This window comes from Caloramator sp. mosi_1, assembly GCF_028622835.1.
Taxonomy (GTDB): domain Bacteria; phylum Bacillota; class Clostridia; order Clostridiales; family Caloramatoraceae; genus Thermobrachium.
In genome coordinates this window covers 485913-510278 of sequence record NZ_CP117677.1, presented here as the reverse complement: position 1 = coordinate 510278, position 24366 = coordinate 485913, and the positions used below count along the sequence as shown (strand labels likewise).

At 30.6% G+C, this 24366-nt stretch carries 21 protein-coding genes and 11 pseudogenes; 29 read left to right on the top strand and 3 right to left on the bottom strand.

What is annotated here, in order from left to right:
* The first annotated feature begins 6 nt into the window (after positions 1 to 6).
* The 19 genes and pseudogenes from PL321_RS03600 (at position 7) to hcp (ending at position 12989) form a co-directional block, all read left to right on the top strand.
* A complete protein-coding gene (locus PL321_RS03600) occupies positions 7 to 489 on the top strand; it encodes a PRD domain-containing protein (protein WP_273963492.1) in 483 nt (160 codons plus the stop codon).
* A gap of 15 nt (positions 490 to 504) precedes the next feature.
* Complete coding sequence (locus PL321_RS03595) at positions 505 to 858, top strand: BadF/BadG/BcrA/BcrD ATPase family protein (protein WP_273963490.1); 354 nt, start codon at positions 505 to 507, stop codon at positions 856 to 858.
* On the top strand, positions 837 to 992 hold the full coding sequence (locus PL321_RS20870) for a BadF/BadG/BcrA/BcrD ATPase family protein (RefSeq protein WP_443110729.1): 156 nt from the start codon (positions 837 to 839) through the stop codon (positions 990 to 992). The genes PL321_RS03595 and PL321_RS20870 overlap by 22 nt, the downstream gene beginning before the upstream one ends.
* Positions 993 to 1006: 14 nt before the next feature.
* A complete protein-coding gene (locus PL321_RS03590; RefSeq protein ID WP_273963489.1) occupies positions 1007 to 1180 on the top strand; it encodes a hypothetical protein in 174 nt (57 codons plus the stop codon).
* A complete protein-coding gene (locus PL321_RS03585; RefSeq protein ID WP_273963488.1) occupies positions 1161 to 1400 on the top strand; it encodes a hypothetical protein in 240 nt (79 codons plus the stop codon). The genes PL321_RS03590 and PL321_RS03585 overlap by 20 nt, the downstream gene beginning before the upstream one ends.
* Before the next feature lie 20 nt (positions 1401 to 1420).
* Positions 1421 to 2611: pseudogene (anmK, locus tag PL321_RS20865) on the top strand (anhydro-N-acetylmuramic acid kinase AnmK).
* Positions 2580 to 3662: pseudogene (locus PL321_RS03575) on the top strand (DUF871 domain-containing protein). Before anmK ends, PL321_RS03575 begins: the two co-directional pseudogenes overlap by 32 nt.
* A 14-nt stretch (positions 3663 to 3676) precedes the next feature.
* A pseudogene (gene murQ, locus PL321_RS03570) lies at positions 3677 to 4598 on the top strand (N-acetylmuramic acid 6-phosphate etherase).
* Positions 4595 to 5722: pseudogene (nagA, locus tag PL321_RS03565) on the top strand (N-acetylglucosamine-6-phosphate deacetylase). The pseudogenes murQ and nagA overlap by 4 nt, the downstream one beginning before the upstream one ends.
* Positions 5723 to 5776: 54 nt before the next feature.
* Positions 5777 to 6510: pseudogene (gene nagB / locus PL321_RS03560) on the top strand (glucosamine-6-phosphate deaminase).
* Positions 6511 to 6524: 14 nt separating this feature from the next.
* The gene (locus tag PL321_RS03555; RefSeq protein WP_273963487.1) at positions 6525 to 6785 is read left to right on the top strand and encodes an HPr family phosphocarrier protein; all 261 of its coding nucleotides are present in this window, start codon (positions 6525 to 6527) and stop codon (positions 6783 to 6785) included.
* Between the two features lie 362 nt (positions 6786 to 7147).
* Positions 7148 to 8266: a glycoside hydrolase family 10 protein gene (locus PL321_RS03550; protein ID WP_273963486.1), complete on the top strand. Its 1119-nt coding sequence runs from the start codon at positions 7148 to 7150 to the stop codon at positions 8264 to 8266.
* Positions 8267 to 8304: 38 nt separating this feature from the next.
* Entirely contained in the window at positions 8305 to 8556 is a 252-nt protein-coding gene (locus tag PL321_RS03545; protein WP_273963485.1) for a hypothetical protein, read from the top strand.
* Between the two features lie 283 nt (positions 8557 to 8839).
* Positions 8840 to 9085, top strand: coding sequence for a hypothetical protein (locus tag PL321_RS03540; RefSeq protein ID WP_273963484.1), 246 nt, complete (start codon positions 8840 to 8842; stop codon positions 9083 to 9085).
* A gap of 82 nt (positions 9086 to 9167) precedes the next feature.
* Positions 9168 to 9881 (top strand): HD-GYP domain-containing protein, encoded by a 714-nt coding sequence (locus PL321_RS03535; protein ID WP_273963483.1) that lies wholly within the window; start codon positions 9168 to 9170, stop codon positions 9879 to 9881.
* A 62-nt stretch (positions 9882 to 9943) separates the two neighbouring features.
* The gene (locus tag PL321_RS03530) at positions 9944 to 10216 is read left to right on the top strand and encodes an acylphosphatase (RefSeq protein WP_273963482.1); all 273 of its coding nucleotides are present in this window, start codon (positions 9944 to 9946) and stop codon (positions 10214 to 10216) included.
* 246 nt (positions 10217 to 10462) lie between these two features.
* Positions 10463 to 10813, top strand: coding sequence for a CD225/dispanin family protein (locus tag PL321_RS03525; RefSeq protein WP_273963481.1), 351 nt, complete (start codon positions 10463 to 10465; stop codon positions 10811 to 10813).
* A gap of 48 nt (positions 10814 to 10861) precedes the next feature.
* Positions 10862 to 11155, top strand: coding sequence for a DUF2752 domain-containing protein (locus PL321_RS03520; protein ID WP_273963480.1), 294 nt, complete (start codon positions 10862 to 10864; stop codon positions 11153 to 11155).
* A 194-nt stretch (positions 11156 to 11349) separates the two neighbouring features.
* Positions 11350 to 12989: pseudogene (hcp, locus tag PL321_RS03515) on the top strand (hydroxylamine reductase).
* A 191-nt stretch (positions 12990 to 13180) separates the two neighbouring features.
* Here hcp and PL321_RS03510 read toward each other — a convergent pair.
* From PL321_RS03510 to PL321_RS03500, 3 genes are read right to left on the bottom strand one after another with little or no spacing between them, the layout of a single operon-like run.
* The gene (locus PL321_RS03510; protein ID WP_273963479.1) at positions 13181 to 13405 is read right to left on the bottom strand and encodes a hypothetical protein; all 225 of its coding nucleotides are present in this window, start codon (positions 13403 to 13405) and stop codon (positions 13181 to 13183) included.
* A gap of 59 nt (positions 13406 to 13464) precedes the next feature.
* Positions 13465 to 14007 carry an alanyl-tRNA editing protein gene (locus PL321_RS03505; protein WP_273963478.1) on the bottom strand — a complete coding sequence of 181 codons (543 nt, stop codon included), beginning with the start codon at positions 14005 to 14007 and terminating at the stop codon, positions 13465 to 13467.
* Positions 14008 to 14030: 23 nt separating this feature from the next.
* Positions 14031 to 14201 (bottom strand): hypothetical protein, encoded by a 171-nt coding sequence (locus PL321_RS03500; RefSeq protein ID WP_273963477.1) that lies wholly within the window; start codon positions 14199 to 14201, stop codon positions 14031 to 14033.
* Between the two features lie 348 nt (positions 14202 to 14549).
* On the opposite strand from PL321_RS03500, the gene PL321_RS03495 reads away from it, so the two are divergent.
* The 10 genes and pseudogenes from PL321_RS03495 to treR all read left to right on the top strand — a co-directional run bounded on the left by PL321_RS03495 (position 14550) and on the right by treR (position 24297).
* Positions 14550 to 15326, top strand: a complete 777-nt coding sequence (locus PL321_RS03495) for a PAS domain-containing protein (RefSeq protein ID WP_273963476.1) — start codon at positions 14550 to 14552, stop codon at positions 15324 to 15326.
* 208 nt (positions 15327 to 15534) lie between these two features.
* Positions 15535 to 16113, top strand: a complete 579-nt coding sequence (locus PL321_RS03490) for a sigma-54 interaction domain-containing protein (RefSeq protein WP_273963475.1) — start codon at positions 15535 to 15537, stop codon at positions 16111 to 16113.
* Positions 16110 to 16274 carry a hypothetical protein gene (locus tag PL321_RS20860; protein WP_443110728.1) on the top strand — a complete coding sequence of 55 codons (165 nt, stop codon included), beginning with the start codon at positions 16110 to 16112 and terminating at the stop codon, positions 16272 to 16274. Before PL321_RS03490 ends, PL321_RS20860 begins: the two co-directional genes overlap by 4 nt.
* 418 nt (positions 16275 to 16692) lie before the next feature.
* Positions 16693 to 17421: a gamma-glutamyl-gamma-aminobutyrate hydrolase family protein gene (locus PL321_RS03485; RefSeq protein WP_273963473.1), complete on the top strand. Its 729-nt coding sequence runs from the start codon at positions 16693 to 16695 to the stop codon at positions 17419 to 17421.
* 32 nt (positions 17422 to 17453) lie between these two features.
* Positions 17454 to 18719: pseudogene (locus PL321_RS03480) on the top strand (APC family permease); the annotation flags it as partial.
* A gap of 205 nt (positions 18720 to 18924) precedes the next feature.
* Positions 18925 to 20252, top strand: a pseudogene (locus PL321_RS03475) (FAD-dependent oxidoreductase).
* A gap of 142 nt (positions 20253 to 20394) precedes the next feature.
* Positions 20395 to 21815 (top strand): annotated as a pseudogene (gene treP / locus PL321_RS03470) (PTS system trehalose-specific EIIBC component).
* A gap of 125 nt (positions 21816 to 21940) precedes the next feature.
* Positions 21941 to 23249: pseudogene (locus PL321_RS03465) on the top strand (alpha,alpha-phosphotrehalase); the annotation flags it as partial.
* Between the two features lie 45 nt (positions 23250 to 23294).
* The gene (locus PL321_RS20855; RefSeq protein ID WP_443110727.1) at positions 23295 to 23549 is read left to right on the top strand and encodes an alpha-glucosidase C-terminal domain-containing protein; all 255 of its coding nucleotides are present in this window, start codon (positions 23295 to 23297) and stop codon (positions 23547 to 23549) included.
* 34 nt (positions 23550 to 23583) lie between these two features.
* A pseudogene (gene treR / locus PL321_RS03460) lies at positions 23584 to 24297 on the top strand (trehalose operon repressor).
* Positions 24298 to 24366: the final 69 nt, after the last annotated feature.

The following is a 24366-nucleotide window of genomic DNA, read 5'->3' as shown; positions in this document are numbered from 1 at the left end:
GAAGGTTTGAGAAAAAATGCTGAAATTGAAGCAATTGTTAGTCCATTTAAAATAGAAATTGAAGGTATAAATTATATATCTCTTGATTCATTATTTGAACAGTATTATAAAGGATATATTAATTATACTACTTCAACTGGTGAGTTTATAAAAAATTTAAAGATAGTTTTTAAAGATTATTTACAGATTGATGAATCGGGTGATTTAGTAGACTATATTATTAATATGTTTGATGATTTATTAAATACCTTTAAGATTCATATTGATGAAGATAAATTAAATGGTATTATTATACATTTAGGTTGTTTAATTGAAAAGTTAATAAACCAAGAAGAAACTGTCAAATGCGAGAACTTGGAAGTAATAAAAAATAAGCACTCTGAGATTTATGAACATATAAAAGAAAATCTAACTATTATTGAAAGAAAATTTAGTATAAAATTTTCTGATGATGATTTATGCAATATTTTAGATATGATGTTAAGCTAAGAGGTTGGTGATATTTTGCAGTATATTATTGGTGTGGATGGTGGAGGCACTAAAACCGAAGCTGTAGCCTATAGTTTAAATGGAGATTACATCTATAAAAGTGTCTCTGGTTTTGGAAATGTAATGGTAAATGAAAAAGAAGCATTAAATAATATAATAAAAGCAATTGATGGTTGTATAGAGGGTGTATATGAAAAAACAAAAGACTCAAAATGTATTTTTATTTGTGCAGGATTAGCAGGAGTTGAAGCTGGAAATTATAGTACAATTATTAAGCAGAAAATTGAGGAATACTTTAAAATCAATACAAAGGTAGTGAATGATGCAGTTATAGCACACGCTTCTTTATTAAAGGGGAGGATGGAATAATAACTATTTCAGGAACCGGCTCTATAAGTGTAGGTAAAAAGGAAAATGAAATTATGAGGGCTGGAGGATGGGGACATATTTTAGGTGATGAAGGTAGTGGATATCATATATCTTTAAAAGCTTTAAAAAGATGATTTATGAATACGATATGGGTTATAAAGCGAGCCCTTTAACATTAAATATAATGAAAAAATTAAACATTAAAAAAGTAGAAGAGATAAAAGGTTTTGTTTACCAATTTGATAAGGCAAGTATTGCTTCATTAGTACCGGTTGTTGTAGAGAGTAGTAAACAAGATATATATGCAAAAAATATTACTTGAGGCAGCTGAAGATTTAGTTAATTTAACCTGTATGGTTGCAAATAAATTAGATATGTTAAATGATATAAAGGTTGGTATTAAAGGTAGCATATTAACAAAGGTTGACATAGTTAAAGTTAATTTTAAAGAGATTTTAAGTAGAAAACTAAATAATGTAAGAGTAATAGAAGAAGACGTTCCAGCGTCAAAGGGGCTTTTATATAGCTCTAATGGAACATAATAAAATGGTTGGTGATATCAATGTGTAAGTATGCCGTAGGTCTTATGTCAGGAACATCATTAGACGGTATTGATGTAGCACTTGTTAAAATAAGCGGAAATTCCGAAAATACAAAGGTTGAATTAATAGAATTCGTTAATTTAGATATGCCAGAGGATATAAAAAAGAGATAAAAAGTTGTTGTAAGTTGGAGGAGTCTAATGTTGAACTTATCTGCAGTCTTAATTTTAAATTAGGATATTTATTTGCAGATGCTGTAAAAATGGTATGTAAAAGGGCAAAATTTCCTTTGGACAAACTTGATTTCATAGGTTCACACGGACAAACTATATATCATATTCCAGTAGGTAGTGATAGAAGTATAAAATCAACACTTCAGATTGGAGAACCAGCAGTTATATCCTATGAAACAGGAGCGACTGTCGTATCTAATTTTAGAGTTATGGATATGGCAGCAGGGGGCAAGGTGCACCACTTGTACCTTATGTAGATTATATATTATATAAATCAGATAAAACAAGGGCACTACAGAATATAGGTGGTATTGGAAATGTAACGGTAATACCCAAAAATTGCAGAGTGGATGATGTTTTTGCCTTTGACACTGGACCAGGAAATATGATTATAGATGAAGTTGTACAGAGACTTAAGGGAGTTAAATATGACAAAGATGGTTATTTTGCTTCACAAGGTAAAATTATAGAAGGTATGTTAAAGGAACTTTTAGATATACCATATATATCTAAAAACCACCAAAGACTACTGGAAGAGAGATGTTTGGCAGTTCATTTGTTGATAGTCTCCTTAAAAAATGGGGGATTCATAAAGATTTTGATATTATAACAACAGTAACTGCTTTTACAGCTTATTCAATATACATAAATTATAAATTGTATATCTTTGATAAATATAGTGTGGATGAAGTAATTATAAGTGGTGGTGGTAGTTATAACAAAACTTTAGTAAATATGATTAAAGATTTATTACCAAACTGTAGTGTTATGATACAAGAAGATTTAGGATATTCATCAGATGCAAAAGAAGCAGTTGCCTTTGCAGTACTTGCTAATGAAACATTAAATGGAATATGTTCAAATATTAAAGGTGCAACAGGAGCAAGGGAAAGAGTTGTTTTAGGGAATATAACACCAGGCAAAAAATTTTTTAGGGGAATAATATATGAAACAGTTAGGTATTTCAATATATCCTGAAAAAGCCAGTTTGCAGGAAAATATAGAGTATTTAAATTTAGCAGCAAAATACGGATTTAAAAGGGTATTTACTTGTCTATTATCTGTTAATGGCGATAAAGATAAAATAGTCAAGGAATTTAAGGAAATAATTAATGAAGCAAATAGATTAGGAATGAACGTAATTGCAGATGTAAGTCCAAGAGTTTTTGGAGAACTTGGAATTAGTTATAAGGATTTGAGCTTTTTAAAGAGCTTAATGTCTATGGCATAAGACTTGATATGGGATTTAGTGGACTAGAGGAATCCCTTATGACATTTAATCCATATGGTTTGAAGATTGAAATAAATATGAGTAATGGTACAAAATATATAGAAAATATATTAAGCTACAAACCAAATTTAGAAAATCTTATTGCATGTCATAATTTTTATCCCCACAGATATACAGGTCTAAGTTATAATCACTTTGAAAAGTGTAGTAGACAATTTAAAGAATTAGGAATTAGAACAGCAGCTTTTGTTTCTTCAAACAATAGTACCTTTGGACCTTGGCCTGTTAATGAGGGACTATGTACTTTAGAAATGCATAGAAATTTACCTATAAAGGTTCAAGCAAAGCATCTTTTGCAACAGGATTAATAGATGATGTTATAATTGCAAATTGTTTTGCATCTGAAGAGGAAATGAAAGAATTAAGTAAAGTGGATAGGGATATGCTCAAGTTTGAAGTAGAACTTGTTAAGGATGTACCAGAAATTGAAAGAAAAATAGTTTTAGAAGAATTGCACTTTAATCGCGGAGATGTATCAGAATATATGATTAGGTCTACACAAAGTAGAGTAAAATACAAGGGACATAAGTTTATACCTTTTAATACACCAGATATTAAAAGGGAGACATACTAATTGATACATCATTATATGGACATTATGCAGGTGAATTGCAAATAGCATTAAAGGATATGGAAAACTCAGGGAAAACAAATGTAGTAGGTAGAATTAAGGAAGAAGAATTATTTTTATTGGACTACTTACAACCTTGGCAGAAATTTGGTTTTGAGCTTAAATGATAGGAGTGAACTGTATGGACAAAATAAATTTGGCACATCTTGTTACTGAAGCTGTGAATCCAAATACGAAGAATATTGATAGAGTAAGCACATTAGAGATGGTTTCAATGATAAATGAGGAGGATAAAAGGTAGCTTTCGCAGTAGAGAAGGAAAAGGAAAATATTGCGAAGGCAATTGATATGATATCACAAAGGCTTTTAGATGGTGGAAGGTTAATATACGTTGGGGCAGGAACAAGTGGAAGACTTGGAATATTAGATGCATCGGAGTGCCCACCTACCTTTGGAGTTGATTATGAGTTGGTTCAAGGGGTAATTGCTGGAGGACATACTGCAATGTTTAAAGCAGTAGAAGGTGCAGAGGATGATGAGGAGCTTGGTAGAAAAGATATGATAGATAGAAATTTGACAAATAAAGATGTTGTCTGCGGAATTGCAGCATCTGGCAGAACTCCTTATGTAATAGGAGCAATGAAGTATGCAAAGGAAATAGGAGCACTGACAATTGCAGTAAATATGAATAAGAAAAGCATAATGAATGAGTATGCTGATGTTCCAATATCAGCTGAGGTTGGACCTGAGGTTATAATGGGTTCAACAAGAATGAAGGCAGGAACAGCTCAAAAGATGATTCTAAATATGCTCTCAACAGGAACAATGATTAAAATGGGCAAGGTATATGAAAATTTAATGGTGGATGTTCAGGCTTCAAATAAAAAATTGTATGAGAGAGCAAAAAGAATAGTTAAAATTGCGACAGGTGCAGATGATTTGGTAATTGAGACTGTTCTTGATAAAACAGATTACGATGTAAAACTAAGTATATTAATGATTAAGACAGGACTTTGTATAAAAGAAGCTAAAAAACTTTTAGAAAAAACAGAGGATACATAGCGAAGGCTATAGAAGAATATGAAGAAGGATTGATAAAATGAAGGCTATAATAAACGGTAGAATAATAACAGAAGAGGAAGTGCTTCAGGGTAAAGCTTTAATCTTTGACGAAAAAATTATTGATATTGTGGATGAAAAAGAAATAAATAAAGCTGACTATAAAATAATTGACGCTGACGGTAACTATGTATCACCTGGCTTTATTGATATACATATACACGGTGCAGGTGGTAGCGATACAATGGATGCAAGCTATGAAGCACTTCAAAATATAAGTAAAACCATCACAAAGTATGGTGCTACAGCCTTTTACCAACTACGATGACAATGTCAAAGGATTTAATATATAGTGCACTTGAAAATGTTAGAAGTTATAAAGATAAGGTAAAGGGAGCAAAGGTTTTAGGAGTTCATTTAGAAGGACCTTTTATAAGCAAAAATACAAAGGAGCACAGGATGAAAAGTATATAATACCTCCGACATATGATTTTATAAAGGATTATATTGATGTAATAAAAATAATAACAATGGCACCGGAGGTGGATGATGCATTAAGTTTTATAGAATATGTTTCAAAAATAAAAATATTGTTCTCTCAATGGGGCATACAAGTACAACCTATGATATTGCAATAGAGGCAATAAAAAGGGGATAAGTCACGCTACCCACACCTTTAATGCAATGAGTCCCTTCAATCATAGAGAACCAGGAGCAGTTGGTGCTGTACTTAATCAGCATATAACCTCAGAGGTCATTGCTGACTTTATCCACGTTCATCCTGAGGCAGTAAAGCTATTAATAAATATAAAGGGAACTGATAAGGTTGTTTTAATAACAGATTCTATGAGAGCAGGAGGTATGAAGGAAGGGGTATATGACTTAGGTGGACAGGAGGTTTATGTGGATAAGACTTCAGCAAGACTTGAAGACGGTACTCTTGCAGGAAGTATCCTTACTATAAATAGGTCTGTGCTAAATGTAAAAATTTAGGAATAAATATAGTAGATGCTGTCAAGATGGCCTCTTTAAATCCAGCAAAAGTTATTAATGAAGACAGCAGAATTGGTAGTATTAAAAAGGTAAAAAAGCAGATATTATAATTTTTAATGAAGATATAGAGGTTAAGTTAACAATAATAGATGGAGAAGTTGTCTTTACGGCATAAAAGTTAGTTTTCAGTTGCCCTTAACTGAGATTTACCAAATATAGGAGGGTTTTTATGAGAATAATTGTGACAGAAAACTACGAAGAGTTAAGCAAAAAGCTGCAGATATGGTTGCAAGCCAATTAATATTAAAGCCAAAAAGTGTTATTGGGTTTGCAACAGGAGGAACTCCTATTGGTATGTATAGGGAAATAGTAAAAATGTACAGTGAAGGGAAGTTTACCTTTAGAGAGGTGACTACCTTTAACCTTGATGAGTATTATGGATTAGATAGAGATAATCCACAGAGCTATTATTTTTATATGATGGAACATTTGTTTAAACACGTAGATATAGATAAGAATAAAATTAATATTCCAAACGGTAGAGCACAGGATATTGAAAAGGAATGTTTAGAATATGAAGAAAAAATAGAAAAGGCTGGAGGTATAGACCTTCAGATTTTAGGTATAGGAAAAAATGGACACATTGGATTTAACGAACCTGATGTTAAATTTGAAGCAAAAACGCATCTTGTAAGGCTTGATGAAGATACCATAAAGGCAAATTCGAGATTTTTTAATTCAATAGAAGAAGTACCTACGATGGCAATAAGTATGGGAATAAAGACAATAATGCACGCAAGAAAGATTATTCTTTTGGCATCAGGCAAAGAAAAAGCAGATATAATTGAAAAAATGGTAAATGGTCCAATTACACCAGATGTTCCAGCATCAATACTGCAGCTTCATCCTGATGTAACTTTAATTTTAGATAAAGAGGCGGCAGCTAAACTTAATTTTAAATAAATGGAGGGTTTAAAATGGTTGAAGCAAAGGCAACAGTACAAAACAAAACAGGTCTTCACGCGAGACCAGCAACATTGGTTGTAACAGAATCAAAAAAGTTTAAAAGCAACATATTTTTTAAAAAGGGTGAAAAGGAAGTAAATATAAAGAGTCTTTTAGGACTATTAAGTCTTGCTGTAAGACAGGGAGATGAAATAGTAATAAAGGCAGAGGGTGAGGATGAAAGAGAAGCAGTAGATGCACTAAAAAATTTAATAGAGAATTTAAATGAATAGGTCGGGATTATGCCCGACCTATTTATTAATTTAAAATCAATTTTTTACTTATTAAAATAAATTTTTACAAAAGACATAATAATTATTTAAATTATACACAAAATATTATATAATTTTTATTAAGTATAGTGTATTTTAGTTGTTTTCAAAAGATTGAGGTGTTTTGGTATGAAGAAAAAGTATATTATTATAGTTCTGACATCGATATTGTTATTAAATATAATTTTAAGTCAAAAAATGTTATGGCTGTAGATAAGCTTGTACCATTATTTAAATACAATTCAGATAAAAAATACTGTTACACGATGAACAAATAAAAATACCACAGCAAATTACACCTAAAAAAGTGAGTTTAGAGGAGTGTGGATTTCAACAGTTTCAAATATAGATTTTCCATCAAAAAAGGTTTATCGGAAGAAGAGTTTAAAAAGGAATATATAAATATACTAAATCAATTACAGAATATGAATTTTAATGCAGTAATTTTTCAAGTAAGGCCTATGAATGATGCTTTTTATAATTCAAAATTAAATCCTTGGTCGCAGTATTTAACAGGTAAACAAGGAGTAAGTCCAGGTTGGGATCCTTTAAAATGGATGATTGAAGAGACCCACAAAAGAAATATGGAGTTTCACGCTTGGCTAAATCCATATAGAGTTGCACAAGGATTTTCAATTGATAAACCAACTGATGAAGTTATAAAGGAGGAACTTGTAAAATTAGCAGATAATAATTTTGCCAAGCTTCATCCAGATTGTGTTCTTAGATTCGCAAATAAACTATTTTTAGATCCAGGGAGACCAGAAGTTCAAAATTTTATAAAGGATACGGTTGTAGAAATAGTTAAAAAATATGATGTTGATGCTATACACTTTGATGATTATTTTTATCCATATAAAACATCGAAAATAGACAATGTAACAGGTAAAAAGATTCCTTTAGTATTTGGTGAGGCTTTAGAAGATAAAGATACTTTTGAACTATATGGCAAAGGATATAGTGATATAAAGGAATGGAGAAGAAACAATGTTGACAATATGATTAGAATAGTTTCACAGGCTATTAAGAGGGAGAAACCATATGTAAAATTTGGAGTAAGCCCATTTGGGATTTGGGGTCATATTGCAAAACATCCAGAAGGTAGCAAGGAAGGTGTAGGCTCACATACACCTGTAACATCACAATCAAGTTATGATGATATTTATGCGGATACACGAAAATGGGTAAAATCTGGATGGATTGATTACATTATTCCACAAATTTATTGGTCTTTTGCAAATAATGCTGCACCATACGCTGAATTAGTAGATTGGTGGTCAGATGTTGTAAGGGGTACGAATTGTCATCTATATATTGGACAAGCAGTATACAAATATACTGATAAATTAGATACTGATTGGCAAAACCCTGAAGAAATAATAAACCAAATAAAATTCAACTCGCTATATAAAGAAGTAAAGGGCAGTGCTTTTTCAGTTTAAGAAATCTTGTTAATAGTAATAATGAAGGAACTAACTTATTGAAAAAATTATATAGAACAAAAGCATTTGTACCAAATATGCCTTGGATAGATAATAGATCTCCAAAGAAGGTATGTTATTTAAAAGTTTCTGTTTTAAAAAATAAAGTATCAATAAAGTGGCAGGATTCTTTATCTAATGAATCTATGTATTATATTGTTTATCGTTTTAATGGGAATAAAATAGGAAATATAAACGATCCTAACAACATAATAGCCATTATAAAAGAGAAAAGGGACAAAGAGAGATAATATTTATCGATAATAAAGTGGATATTAAAAAAATTATATTTATGCTGTTACAGCTGTAGACAGAATAGGAAATGAAAGTGAAATTTCAAGAATAACTTATGATTCAAAGAAATATATAAAGAAATAAATAACTGAAAGAATAGTACAATGAATACTGTATTAATTTACTAAGATAAAATATTTTTTATAAATTATTTAATTTACAAAATATAGGTAAATATGTATTTTTAAGATTTTATGTTATAATATAAATTAGTTAATATAGTAAGAGGGGTCTGATATTTTGGAAAAGAGGATTATTAATATCGATGATTGCTGCATTGGTGATAAGGTTGCCTTAGATGTGATTACTGAAACAGGAGCAGTAATTATTACAGAAGGTACAGTTTTAAATGAATTTATAATAAACAAGCTAAAAAAATTAGATATAAGTCAAATATATATATATTCAGATAGTGATTCAGTAGATTCAATAAATAATGCATATGAAGAGCTAAAAAAGAATATTCTAAGAATGTTGATGCAGTAAAAAATATAATAGGTGATTTAGCATTAGGCAAAAACTTGATTATGGGGCTATATCTGATATTGCAGAAGATATAAAGGTGGAAATGGAACAAAAGGATAATGTGATTAAATTTTTATCCAGTTTTAAAGCCTATGATGAATACACCTATAATCACAGCTTGAACGTAGCCTTTTATAGTATGCTCCTTGGAAAATGGGTTGGTCTTTCAGAGGAGGTAATTACAGAGTTAACAAAGGCTGCGGTTATGCACGATTTAGGAAAGTCAAAAATTCCTGAGGAAATACTAAATAAAAAGGGACCACTTAATAAAAATGAGTTTGAAATAATGAAAAAACACGCACAGTACGGGTATGAAATTGCAAAACAGGATAAACGTATTAGTCTTGAAGTTTTAAAGGGTATACTTATGCATCACGAGAAGGAAGACGGTTCTGGGTATCCACTAAGATTAAAGGGTGATAATATAAGTTTGTTTGCAAAGATAATTTCTATATGCGATGTATATGATGCTTTAACTCAAGAGAGAGTCTATAAGGGTAGAATGACGCCTTTTGATGCCTTCAAAATAATTGAAATAGATGGATACATAAATTTTGATATAAAAATATTGCTTACCTTCTTACATAACATTGCAAGTTACTATGTTGGTATGCAGGTGGTTTTGAATGATGGACGAGCAGCTGAAATTGTCTATATAACACCCCAAAATGTTGCATATCCTATAATTAAAATAGGAGATGAAATTATAGATTTAATGAATAGAAAAGACTTAAAAATAGTCTCTTTACTTAACTAAAGTGCCACCCAGGTGAAATGTTATATTTTCCAAATTATGTATAAATAAGATGGAGTGGTTTTATGAAAAGATATAGATTTAGGTTCTGCGGTAGAGTACAGGGAGTAGGTTTTAGGTATTTTGTTTATACAAAGGCATATGCTTTAGGATTAAGTGGCTATGTTAAGAACTTAGATGATGGAACAGTTGAGGCAGAAGTTGAAGGGGAAGAGGATAAAATACATAAATTTTTAGATGCTGTACTTAAGGGGAATGGAATTTCAAGAATAGATGATATTGAAAGGGAAGAAATAGAGATCAAGGGAGACAAGAAATTTAAGATACTTTATTATTAAAAAAATTACCCAGATTGTTATTAAACATAAAATATCCTCTGATTTAAAATGGCCTCTTGAAAAAATACCAAAGTAATCCTTCAAGGGGCCTTTTTATCTTGACTTTTTAAAGGCTTCACCCAAGTGTAAAATTCACTTGGGTGATTTTTATGGGTTAAAACTAATACAAAATTGTATATAGAAAATATACGAATAACACAAACAATAATCGAATAAAATGTAATAGTCTATTCAAGGGGAATTTTTATGTATTGTAAAAATTGTGGACAAGAATGTCCTGATGATGCTTTTTATTGTTTAAATTGTGGAACTAAACTAAGGGATACACAAACTTACTATGGTTATAAAAATATTAGGCCAAGTTTAGCAGATAAACCACCAACATATTTAGCTCAGGCTATTTTGGTAACGTTGTTTTGCTGTTTGCCCTTTGGAATTGTTGCAATAGTTTATGCAGCTCAAGTGGATACAAAATGGGCAGCTGGAGACTATTACGGTGCACAGGAAGCGTCAGATAAGGCAAAAACGTGGTGTATGGCTTCATTTATTATTGGTTTAATAATAGGGATATTTTATATTATTGCGGTTTCAGGATGATAATTGAATATGAAGGTTAGTATAAGGAATAAAAAAACTTTTTATATTATGCTTTTATTATTTTGTGTTTCAGTTTTATATTTTTATAAAAATAATCCTGAGGTAACACTATATCCAACCTGCCCATTTTTGTATATAACAGGTTATTATTGTCCAGGTTGTGGGTCATCAAGGGCTTACTACCATTTGTTACACGGGAGGATAAAACAGGCATTTTCCTATAATCCTGCTATGGTTTTATCTATTCCAATTGTATTTTATTTTTGTATTTCAGAGATAGGAATATACATAAATGATAAACCTATTTTTAAAAAGATTATTCTAACTAAAAAACTTATATAATAATTTTAGTAGTCATTCTTTTATATTGGATATTAAGAAACATTCCATATTATCCTTTTATTCTACTGGCACCGTAATAAACGGTGCTATTTTTAAAATAAACATATAAAAATTTATTTATGTGATATAAATCACTGAATCCCCAAAATATAGCAAGTATAATTAAGGTATAAACAAAAAGAGGAGGGATTCAGATGAGTATGTTTTGCTATCAATGTCAAGAAGCTGCAGGTGGAAAGGGATGTAGCTTAAGAGGTGTATGTGGAAAGAATGATGTAGTTGCAAAGAGTCAAGACCTACTAATGTATACTTTAAAGGGTTTATCAATGGTAAACCTTACTGCTAAGGAAAATGGAATTCAAAGGGATGATGTAGATAGGTTTATAATGGAAAGCCTGTTTGTGACAATTACAAATGTAAATTTTGATGATATGGCAATATACGATAGGGTATTTGAGGGAATAAATTTAAGAGAGGAAATAAAGAATGAATTAAAGTCTAAAGGAATAGATGTAAAAAACTAAATCACGATGCAGTAAATTTTGTTGTATCAAGGGAAGATGCACAAAAGAAGGCAGAGGAAGTATCAATACTAAAGACAGAAAACGAGGATATAAGATCCTTAAGAGAATTAATTACTTATGGTGTAAAGGGAATGGCTGCATATGCAAATCACGCCTATGTACTTAAGTATATAAACAATGATATATTTAAATTTATGCAAAGGGCACTTTCAGCAACTTTAGATGACACACTTAGTGCTGATGAACTTGTTTCACTTGCACTTGAAACAGGAAAATATGCTGTTGATGTGATGGCACTTTTAGATAAGGCAAATACATCAACCTATGGAAATCCTGAGATTACAAAGGTTAATATTGGTGTAAGAAATAATCCAGCGATACTTATAAGTGGACACGACCTAAAGGATTTAGAACAACTATTAGAACAAACTAAGGGAACAGGCGTGGATGTTTATACTCACGGAGAAATGCTTCCTGCACACTACTATCCTGCCTTTAAGAAGTATGAACACTTTGTTGGAAACTATGGAAATGCTTGGTGGTTACAAGATAAGGAATTTGAACTATTTAATGGACCGATTTTAATGACTACAAACTGCTTAGTACCACCAAAGGATTCATATAAGGATAGACTATACACAACTGGTGTAGTAGGATTCCCAGGTGCAAAACACATTAAGGAAGATGAAAATGGAAATAAAGATTTTAGCGAAATAATAGAACACGCAAAGAGATGTAAACCACCAGTACAAATAGAAGAAGGTGAAATAATTGGTGGATTTGCCCACAACCAAGTATTACAACTTGCTGATAAGGTTGTTGAAGCAGTAAAGAGCGGTGCAATTAGAAAGTTTGTTGTTATGGCAGGCTGTGATGGAAGAATGAAGTCAAGAGAGTACTACACAGAATTTGCAAAGAAACTTCCAAAGGATACAGTAATTCTAACAGCAGGATGTGCAAAGTACAGATACAACAAGCTTGAACTTGGAGACATTGGAGGAATTCCAAGGGTTTTAGATGCAGGACAATGTAACGATTCATATTCACTTGCTGTAATTGCTCTAAAGCTTAAGGAAGTATTTGAACTAAATGATATAAATGAGCTACCAATAGTATACAACATAGCTTGGTATGAACAAAAGGCTGTAACTGTTCTTTTAGCACTGCTTTACCTTGGAGTTAAGAATATTCACTTAGGACCAACACTACCAGCCTTCTTATCACCAAATGTAGCAAAGGTTCTTGTTGAAAACTTTGGAATTGGTGGTATTACAAACGTAGATGATGATATTAAAATGATGATTGGATAAGTTAAAATACAGTAGGTTCTACCTACTGTATTTTAACTTGATCAAGTAGATTTTCTGTGAATTTCTTTAGGTTTTCTATGTTCTCAAAGCTTCCTTGTGCAAATTTTGGACCGCCTCCCCACGACCATTGAAGTTTTGCAAAAGTTCCTTAAAAATTTGACCGCAGTTAATTTTTAGTGTTCCATTATGGGTTAATATAACTTTTTATCGGCGATAGAAGCTAAAATAACAACTTTGTCACATAAGGAAGTTAGTTTATTTCCTATCATTTGTATTTCGTCAAATAGCTTATCATCGTATATTTTAAATATGATATTTTCTTTAGAATCCTTTATTAAATCCATTGCAATGTATTGTGAAGTAATTTCTTTTTGTACATTTAGCTGTTTAGATAAATTTTTAATCTCATTTTGCATAGAGTTTATTTTACTTAGAATTTCATTTTGTGGAACAGATAGCTGTTTGTTTAAATTGTTTATGATTGTATTTTTTCTTGAAAATCTCTAAGAAGTCTCTTACCACATTTAAAATATACTCGTGTCATATTCTTATATTTTTCCGTTTTTAAAATTTTTACCATACCAATTTCCCCAAGGTTTCTAACGTGGGTGCCGCAGCAGGGAGAGTAGTCTATTCCTTCGATTTCAACAATTCTTATATTAACATCAGTAGGCGGGAGTTTTCTTAAAGGTAATTTTTTAGCTTCTTCATTATTTACTATGTATGATTTAACTGGTATGTTTTTAAAAATTAGTTCGTTCACTCTATCCTCAACATTTTTAACTATCTCGTCTGTTATATTTTCTAAACCAATATCTATACTTACATAATCATCACCAAGATGAAAACTGTTTGTTGGGGCATCATACAATGTTATGAATACTGAAGATAAAAGGTGCTGTCCTGTGTGGTTTTGCATATGGTCAAATCTTCTTTCAAAATCAATTGTACATTTTACATTATTTTTTTCGATTTTTTTATCTACAACGTGATATACAGTATCATTTTCTTCAAACAAATCAATAACGTTAAAACCATCAATTATCCCAAAGTCTCTTGGTTGTCCCCCACCTTCTGGATAAAAGGCTGTTTTTGATAGTTCAACAAAATATAAATTATCTTTTTAATTTGATTTATAACTTCAGCATCCCATTCAAAAATATATGGATTTTCATAATACAGCTTTTGCATAATAACCTCTCCTTTTCTCAAAAAGTGCCACCCAGGTGAAATGTGAATTAAACCATTTTATGGAATTGTTTATTATCAGTATTAAGTATATTATAACTATTTTATATGAATTTGTTAAAGGCTAAATCTAAGAGAAATTATAAGTCTTATATGAATTAATTATGTCAATATTATAATTATTTTTTAGAAAATACTGAATGCAGGTATATACTTTAATAATTTATTTTATTAATTTTTCTTATAAGTTTTATGATTACATCTTTATTTTTATTATAATTTATCGATATAAAAATTAATTAAAGATATGAATAAGATATTAAATATAAAAATGTAGTATTTCAACTGGGGGCACTTAGGGAGGGATGAAATTTGAAGAGTATTGCACTTGTTACAAATAGAAAAGGGCCTTTGTCAGAGTTTTTAAGAGATAATTTAAATGAAGTATTAGTAGGTAAGGTAGAGATAAATAACTACTACTTATATGAAATGAAGGATGGGGATATTATTAATGATACTGTTATTTTAGTTATGATAGATGAAAAAGCTTATGAGATACAAAAGTATGCTTCAAAAGAGAGTACAATCATAGTAATAGAAAGGACATTGAGAGAAAAAGAAATTTATAAAATTGCAGCAATTCCAAATGATACGGAAGTTTTAGTAGTAAATGATACAAAAGAAACAACAATTGAAACAGTTAATTTACTTCGTAGAATTGGAATAAAACATCTTAAATTTATACCATATTTAGATGATAAGGTATATGAAAATGTAAAGGTTGCAATTACTCCTGGAGAAAAAGACAAGGTACCAAATTTTGTAGAAACTATAATTGATGTAGGACATAGATGCATTGATATAGCAACGTTTTTAAAAATATTTAATTGCTTAGATATACACGATAAGGATATAGAAGAAAATTTAATAAAATATTCTGAAAGTATTATAAGCAAAGATATTGGGATTAAGAAACAATATTTCGATTTGTTTGTAAAGGGGCAACAACTTGAGGTTTTAATTGAGCATATACAAGATGCTATTGTAATTACAGATAATGAAGGGAAAATAGTTTTAGCTAATAGTACATATAATAATTTATTTAACTATAAAATGGGTAGTTACCTATCATTTAATGAAAAGAAATAGATAATGTAATAAAAAAGAATAGAGTACAAAGTGAAATAATAAAATATAAAAACCAAATTTTTAGTGTAAACAAAGAACCTATTAAATATCTAAATTATGATTCAGGTTATATAATAACTTTTTCAGATGTTACTAATATAAAAAGGATTGAACAAGATCTATCTAAAAAGATACGAGAAAAAGGGTTTTTGCAAAATATAAATTTGATATGATTATAACAAATTCTCCTAAGATGAAGGAATGCATTAATATAGCAAAGAAAATAGCTAAATCAGATTATACAGTATTAATTAATGGAGAAAGTGGTACTGGTAAAGAGATGATTGCTCAATCTATACACAATTATAGTAATCGTTCTATATATCCTTTTGTTGCTGTAAATTGTGCTGCTTTGCCTGAAAATTTATTAGAAAGTGAGCTTTTCGGATATGAAAAAGGTGCATTTACAGGTGCATTAAAGGAAGGCAAAATTGGTTTATTTGAGATTGCCAATAATGGAACAATTTTTTTAGATGAAATAGGTGATATGCCACTAAAATTACAAACAAGGCTTTTAAGAGTACTTCAGGAAAAACAAATAATGAGAGTTGGTTCAGATAACATAATTAATGTCAATGTTAGAGTTATTGCAGCAACTAATAAAGATTTAAAGAAATTAGTAGATGAAGGTTTATTTAGAGAGGATTTATATTATAGAATAAATGTATTACCAATTTCTTTACCACCACTTAGGGAAAGAAAAGAAGATATAATGCCTCTTTTAGAAAGTTTTTTGAAAGAAAAATAGAATTTGATTATGAGGTTGAAAAACTATTTCTAAATTATAAATGGCCAGGAAATATAAGAGAACTGCAAAATATAGCAAGTTATTTAAATGTAATGGGATTTGAAATTGTAACATTAAATGATTTACCACAATATATATTAAATAATGGAATAGATTTTTAAAAGAAATTGAAATTATAAATAATACTTATAAATTAGAAAAAGTAATAGATGTACTTGAATGTTTAGATAAAAGTGATGGTGTTGGTAGAAGATGTATAAGTGAAAAACTTTCATACATTGGTGAGGGTGAAGTAAGGTCAATATTAAATTTACTTTTTGATTTAGAAATGATAAATAAAAATAAGGGTAGGAGTGGAACTAAAATTAATGATAAAGGTAAAATATTTTTAAATTGGATTAAAAACGGGATAAAATAGGTTTATCATATCCCGTTTTTTATTTTATATGTATTAATTTTACTATAAAAAATGTAAAGAAATGAATTGAAATATAGGTTTAAATTCAATTTACAAAAAGTTGGATTATTTTAATTTTGGCATTGTATTTGCATAGAAACAATATAAAGGAGGCGTTAAAGATGAGACCAGTTATTGGAGTGTTAGGAAATATACTAATAATGGAGGGAGGTATATTACCGGGAATTGAAAGAGCCTATGTTAATTATGACTATATTGATTCAGTTATTAAAGCAGGTGGAGTTCCGTATATTATTCCTATGAATTTAGAAGAAGAAATTATTGCAAAACAAATAAGTTTGTTAGATGGACTTATTTTATCAGGTGGGTTTGATGTAAATCCATTACTTTATGGTGAACAACCATCTAAGTATCAGGATTATACTTATCCTGAAATAGATGAGTTTTATTTAAAAAGTATAAATATTGCGTTGGAAAGAAATATTCCAATATTAGGTATATGTAAAGGTATGCAAATGTTAAATGTAGCTTTAGGTGGTAGTCTATATCAGGATATATCTCAGGTTGAAGGTTCATTTATAAGACACGTTCAAGCTGCTAAAAGAAGTACAGCAACACACAGTGTAAGATTTATTGAAGGTTCAAGACTATATAAAATATTTGGAGAAAAGACAAATATAAATTCATACCATCATCAATGTGTTAAAAAATTAGGAAACGGATTAAAAGCAGTTGCTTTTTCGGATGATAATATTATTGAAGCAATTGAACTTGAGAACAGTAAATTCGTAATAGGTGTTCAATGGCATCCAGAAATGATGGTTCAGAATCCTAAATCAAATATGATAAATTTATTTAAAGAATTTATAAACTGTTCAGGGAGGGATTAATTTATGGGTGATAGTAAAAATTTGGATTCTGGAGTATAGTATTATTAGGCATAAACGGTGTTATTGGTTCAGGGATTTATCTCTTACCAGGAAAGGCTATGAAAATAATAGGTCCTGGTAGCATATGGATTTATATTTTTGATACTCTATTAGTAATGTCAATGGCATTATGCTTTGCAGAGGTTGGTGGTCTTTTTGATAAAAATGGAGGACCTTATGTTTATGCAAAAGAAGCCTTTGGAGAGTTTATAGGTTTTGAAGTTGGTATTATGAAGTGGGCAATTAGTATAATTGCTTGGGCAACAATGGCAGTAGGTTTTGCAACAGCTATGGCAAAATTTATACCACAAGCTGCAACTCCTTTAGCTAAAAACATAATTGCAACAACAATTTTGGTAGGGCTTGGATTAGTTAATATATCTGGTGTTAAGACTACTAAATATTTAAATAATATAATAACAGTTGCTAAATTATTACCACTTATTTTATTTGTAATTATAGGTATATTTTTTATAAAAGGTGGAAATTTTATACCTATGTTTCCAAATGGTACAAGTGGTGCAACTATAGGCTCAGCAGCTATACTTATTTTTTATGCTTTTACAGGATTTGAATCTATAGCAGTTGCTGCAGAGGATATGGATGAGCCTCAAAAGAACATACCAAGAGCAATTATTGTAACTATGGTTTTGGCATCTGTTGTTTACATACTTGTTCAAATTATTTCTGTTGGAATCTTGGGAGGACAACTTGCAGAAAGTACAACACCAGTTGCTGATGCAGCAAAGGTTTTTATGGGAGGTTTTGGTGAAAAGTTTGTAGCAATAGCGACGATTTTATCAATAGGAGGAATAAATATAGCAGCTTCGTTTAATGCTCCAAGATCGGGTGTAGCACTTGCGGAAGATGGAATACTTCCTAAGTACATTGCAAAGAAAAATAAATATGATGTTCCATATATTGCAGTCATTATAACTGTTATACTGGCTATACCAGTTGCAGTTTCTGGCACCTTTACACAGCTTGCAATGATTTCTGTTATTTCAAGGTTTGCACAATATATTCCAACTTGTCTTTCTGTTATTGTGTTTAGAAAACGAGGAATGAATAGCACGTATACTATGCCTTTTGGGTATTTGCTACCTGTTATCTCTGTTATAGTTAGTATATGGCTTTTAACAAAAGCTACTAAAGAACAAATATTATGGGGACTTGGTGCACTTTTAATAGGAATACCATTGTATGTTATTTTAAAATTGGCTCAAAATAGAGGAGTTAAGATAATGAAAGGGATATAACAATATATCTTAAACAAATAAAAATCACTGTATATGAGAATATTATATACAGTGATTTTATTTTACTTAAACAAAATACGTTGTTTATAATACCTTGAAATACTATATTATACTTAAAAAATGAATAAAGAATATAATTTTCTATTGATAAAAATTATCCGATAGATTAAAATATAATTAAATAAATAAAAAAGGGGTGTATTTTATGAAGGTTGTAATAATTGGGTGTACTCACGCTGGTACGGCAGCTGCAATTAATACAGCAAAGTTATACAAAGATGCTGATATTACTGTATATGAAAGGAATGATACTATATCATTTTTATCCTGCGGTATAGCCTTATATGTAGGTGGAGTCATTAAGGATGTTAATGGGTTATTTTATTCCTCTCCACAGCATCTAAGTGAATTAGGTATAAATACAAAAATGAAACACGAGGTATTAGATGTTGATTTTGATAAAAAGGAATTAAAGGTTAAAAATTTAGAAACAGAAGAAGAGTTTATAGATACCTATGATAAACTAATAATAACAACAGGTAGTTGGCCAGTTATTCCTAAGATAGAAGGGTATGAACTACAGAATATTTTACTTTCTAAGAACTATTATCACGCAAATGAAATAATAAAAAAGGTTGAAGATATACAAAATGTTGTAGTTGTTGGTGCAGGATATATAGGCGTTGAACTTGTTGAAGCCTTTAAGGAAAAGGGGAAAAATGTAACATTAATCGATACACAAGAGAGAATCTTAAGCAAATATTTAGATAAAGAATTTACTGATTTAGCAGAAGATAAGTTAAGAACTAAGGGAATTAATTTAGCATTATCTCAGACTGTAGTAAAGTTTGAGGGAGAAGATGGAAAAGTAAAAAGGGTTGTAACAGATAAAGGACAATATCCTGCCGATGTTGTAATAGTTTGTGTAGGCTTTAAACCATCAACTGAAATATTCAAAGGTAAATTAGATATGCTGCCAAATGGAGCAATAATAGTTGATGAATATATGAGAACATCAAGAGAAGATGTTTTTGCAGCAGGAGATTGTTGTGCAGTATGGTATAATCCAACTAAGTCCTATGAATATATTCCTCTTGCTACAAATGCAGTAAGAATGGGAACATTAGCTGCAAAGAATCTTACAAAAACAGTATTAAATGGAGAGGAACTCAAGGTACTTCAGGTATTAAAATATATGACTTAAACATTGCTTCAACAGGATTAATAGAAGAAGTTGCAAAGGATAAAGGGCTAAATATACAAGCTGTAACAATAGAGGATAACTACAGACCAGAGTTTATGCCAACATTTGAAAAGGCAAAGTTAAAGGTAGTTTTTGAAAAGGAAACAGGAAGAATATTAGGAGCTCAAATTTTATCAAAGCACGATTTAACACCTCTTATGAATACAATGTCTGTTTTTATACAAAATGAAATGACAGTTGAGGATTTAGCCTTTACGGATTTCTTCTTCCAGCCACATTTTAATAAGCCTTGGAATTTATTAAATATTGCAGGGTTAAATGCTATATAAAAACACAAGGTTACTCCTACCTTGTGTTTTTATTTAATTTTTCTTAAAATTTTAAAAAAGCTATTGCACAACTTGTACGTACATGATAATATATAAGTGAAAACAAAGTTGTACGTACAAGTTAAGGATGGAGGGAATAAAGTTGAGTAAGTTTACAAATGATGTAAAAGAATTGTTAGAGTATGTGGGAGGTAAAGAGAATATAGCAGCTGTATCCCACTGTGCAACAAGAATGAGATTTGTTTTAAATGACCCAAAAAGGCAGACGTTAAGAAGATTGATTCAATGAAGGTAGTAAAAGGAACCTTCACACAAGCAGGACAGTTCCAAGTAATAATTGGAAATGAAGTCTCTGTTTTCTACAATGAATTTGTAAAATATGCTGGTATTGAGGGTGTTAGCAAGGATGAAGCGAAGAAGGCAGCAAGACAAAATATGAGCCTGATTCAAAGATTAATATCACACCTTGGAGAAATATTTGCACCACTTATTCCAGCAATAGTTGTTGGAGGTCTTATTCTTGGTTTTAGAAACATAATTGGCGATATTAAGATGTTTGAAAACGGAACAAAGAGCTTAACAGAAATATCACAATTTTGGGCTGGAGTTCACCATTTCCTATGGCTTATAGGCGAAGCAATATTCTTCTTCTTACCAGTTGGTATAACTTGGTCAATATCAAAGAAGATGGGTACAACACAAATCTTAGGTATAGTACTTGGTATTACGCTTGTTTCACCACAGCTACTTAATGCCTATGCAGTTGCTACAGCAAAGGAAATTCCAGTTTGGAACTTCGGTTTTGCACAAGTTAAAATGATTGGTTACCAAGCCCAAGTAATTCCAACAATTCTTGCAGGATTTACACTTTCATTCTTTGAATCAAAATTAAGAGATATAGTTCCTTCATATATATCAATGATAGTTGTTCCATTCTTTGCACTTGTTCCAACAGTATTGATTGCACACACAATACTTGGACCACTTGGATGGGCAATAGGTTCAGCAATTTCAAAGGTTGTTTACGCAGGACTTACATCAGCACTTGGTTGGTTATTTGCTGCAATATTTGGATTTACTTATGCACCACTTGTTATTACAGGTCTTCACCATATGACAAACGCAATAGACCTACAATTAATGAGCGAACTTGGTGGAACAAACCTATGGCCAATGATAGCACTTTCAAATATAGCACAAGGTTCAGCAGTACTTGCAATAATTTATCTAAATAAGCACGATGAAGAAGAAAAACAAGTATCAATTCCAGCTTGTATATCCTGTTATCTTGGTGTAACTGAACCTGCTATGTTTGGTATAAACTTAAAATATGTTTATCCATTCCTTGCAGCAATGATAGGTTCATCAATTGCAGCAGTATTTTCAGTTGGAACTGGTGTTTTAGCAAACTCAATAGGTGTTGGAGGATTACCAGGAATACTTTCAATAAAGCCACAGTTTATGTTTAAGTTCTTTATAGCAATGCTTATTGCAATAATAGTTCCATTTGTTCTAACAATTATATTTAAGAAGAACAATATACTTGTTAAGGATAACAAGTAATAGATTAAATAGACTTTCCCTAAATTTAATTTGCAATTGGGCTGTTTTATAACAGCCCAATTGTGCTAAATCAAAAAAGATAGGAGTGACGAGATGAAGGATTTTAAAAGAGTGTTGTATATCAAATATATCCAAAGTCATTTAAAGATTCCAATGGAGATGGATTTGGTGATTTAAAGGGAGTTGTGGAAAAACTTGATTATCTTAAGTTTTTAGGGGTTGACTACATTTGGCTAACTCCTTTTTATGTTTCACCCCAAAGGGATAATGGCTATGACGTAGCAGATTATTACAATATAGACCCAAGATTTGGAACAATGGAGGACTTTGAAAAGTTAGTTGATGAAGCCCAAAAAGAGGCATTGGAATTATGCTGGATATGGTTTTAAACCACACATCAACTGACCACGAGTGGTTTAAAAGAGCACTTAATGGAGAAGAAAAGTATAAAGGATTTTATATATTTAAAGAAAAACCCACAAACTGGCAGTCTAAGTTTGGAGGAAGTGCGTGGGAGTATGTAGAAAAGTTTGGAGAATACTACTTGCATTTATTTGATGTAACTCAGGCAGATTTAAATTGGGATAATGAAGAGGTAAGAAAAAATGTTTACGATGTAGTAAATTTCTGGCTAAGTAAAGGTGTAAAGGGATTAAGGTTTGATGTTATAAATCTAATATCTAAGCCTGAGGTCTTTGAAGATGATCTAATAGGAGATGGCCGTAGATTTTATACAGACGGACCAAACATTCATAAATACTTAAAGGAACTTAATAAAAACACCTTTGGAAGGTATGAAGATGTTATTACAGTTGGTGAGATGTCATCAACCTCAATAGACAATTGTATAAAATATACAAACCCAGATGAAAAGGAACTATCAATGGTATTCAACTTCCATCATCTAAAGGTGGATTATAAAGACGGAGATAAATGGGCCCTTATGGATTTTGACTTTAGGCAGCTAAAGAAAATATTTAATGATTGGCAAAATGGAATGCAACAGGGAAACGGCTGGAGTGCAGTATTTTGGTGCAATCACGATCAGCCAAGAATTGTATCAAGATTTGGAGATGATAAGAAATACCACAGGGAATCAGCAAAGATGCTTGCAACTTCAATTCATATGCTAAGGGGTACGCCATATATATATCAAGGTGAAGAGATTGGAATGACTAACGCTTATTTTGATAAGATAGAGTATTACAGGGATGTTGAGTCAATTAATTACTATAAAATATTAATGGAAAAGGGTTTGAAGGAAGAAGAAGTAATGAATATTATAATGGAAAGGTCAAGGGACAACTCAAGAACTCCAATGCAGTGGGATAGTAGTAATAATGCAGGTTTTACTAATGGACAACCTTGGATAGGTGTTTCAAAAATTATAAAGAAATAAATGTTGAATCACAAATAAATGATGAGGATTCAATACTAAACCATTATAGAAAATTAATAAAAATTAGAAAGGACTATGATGTGGTAGCTTATGGCGAATATATTCCGCTTTGTGTAGAAAATAACAGTGTTTTTGCATATGCAAGAAGGTATAAAGATGAGTTGATTGTGGTTGTAAATAATTTCTATGGTCAGGATGCAAAGGTCAGCATAAATGAAATTGATGTTGAGGGTGAAACAAAAATTTTATTATCTAACTACAAAGATAGTGGAAGTGATTTAAAGAATTTAAATTTAAGACCATATGAATCAATAATTTATTATATTGTTAAGTAATGTAATACGTGTTAAAATATCATTGGTGATGTATATGGATAATAGTAAATATCTAATAATATACAATGATATTGTAGAAAAGATTGAAAAGGCAGAGTATGAACCAAATACAAAGCTTCCTTCAGAAAACGAACTTATGAAGATTTATGATGTATCAAGGGATACCGTAAGAAAGGCTCTTTTACATCTTGAACAAAATGGATATATACAAAAATAAAGGGTAAAGGTTCCTTTGTACTTGATATTAATAAATTTGACTTTCAAATTTCAGGTCTTATTAGCTTTAAGGAACTTGCGAGTAAAATGGGTGGTTCTGCTCAAACTATAGTGGAGGAGCTTGAGGTTATAAAGCCAGACAAGTATCTTCAAAAAATCTTCAAATAAATAAAGATGAAGAAGTGTGGAAGATAGTTAGAGCAAGAAAAATAAAGGACAAAAGAATAATACTTGATAAGGATTTTATTTTAAAAAAGTAGCTGATGGATTTACAAGGGAAATATGTGAAAACTCTATATATGAGTATATAGAAAATGTGTTAGGTCTAAAGATTTCCTTTGCTAAAAAGGAGATAGTGGTAAAAAGTGCAACAGAAGAGGATAAAAAGTATTTAGATTTAGAAGGATATGATGTAGTAGTTGTTGTAAAAAACTATGTTTATTTAGATGATATGACACTTTTCCAATATACAGAATCAAGGCATAGACCAGATAAATTTAAATTTGTTGATTTTGCAAGAAGATTAAAATGAAAAGGGAGTAGCAATTTTGCTACTCCCTTAAATTGTATATAAATAATGCAAGGGGATAAACCTTAGGAT

Coding starts and splice junctions, on each gene's coding strand:
- PL321_RS03590 (WP_273963489.1), top strand. CDS start 1,007: ATGGGTTATAAAGCGAGCCCTTTAACATTAAATATAATGAAAAAATTA.
- PL321_RS03585 (WP_273963488.1), top strand. CDS start 1,161: ATGCAAAAAATATTACTTGAGGCAGCTGAAGATTTAGTTAATTTAACC.
- PL321_RS03555 (WP_273963487.1), top strand. CDS start 6,525: ATGGTTGAAGCAAAGGCAACAGTACAAAACAAAACAGGTCTTCACGCG.
- PL321_RS03535 (WP_273963483.1), top strand. CDS start 9,168: ATGGAACAAAAGGATAATGTGATTAAATTTTTATCCAGTTTTAAAGCC.
- PL321_RS03530 (WP_273963482.1), top strand. CDS start 9,944: ATGAAAAGATATAGATTTAGGTTCTGCGGTAGAGTACAGGGAGTAGGT.
- PL321_RS03525 (WP_273963481.1), top strand. CDS start 10,463: ATGTATTGTAAAAATTGTGGACAAGAATGTCCTGATGATGCTTTTTAT.
- PL321_RS03520 (WP_273963480.1), top strand. CDS start 10,862: ATGCTTTTATTATTTTGTGTTTCAGTTTTATATTTTTATAAAAATAAT.
- PL321_RS03510 (WP_273963479.1), bottom strand. CDS start 13,405: ATGCAAAATGAGATTAAAAATTTATCTAAACAGCTAAATGTACAAAAA.
- PL321_RS03490 (WP_273963475.1), top strand. CDS start 15,535: ATGATTATAACAAATTCTCCTAAGATGAAGGAATGCATTAATATAGCA.
- PL321_RS03485 (WP_273963473.1), top strand. CDS start 16,693: ATGAGACCAGTTATTGGAGTGTTAGGAAATATACTAATAATGGAGGGA.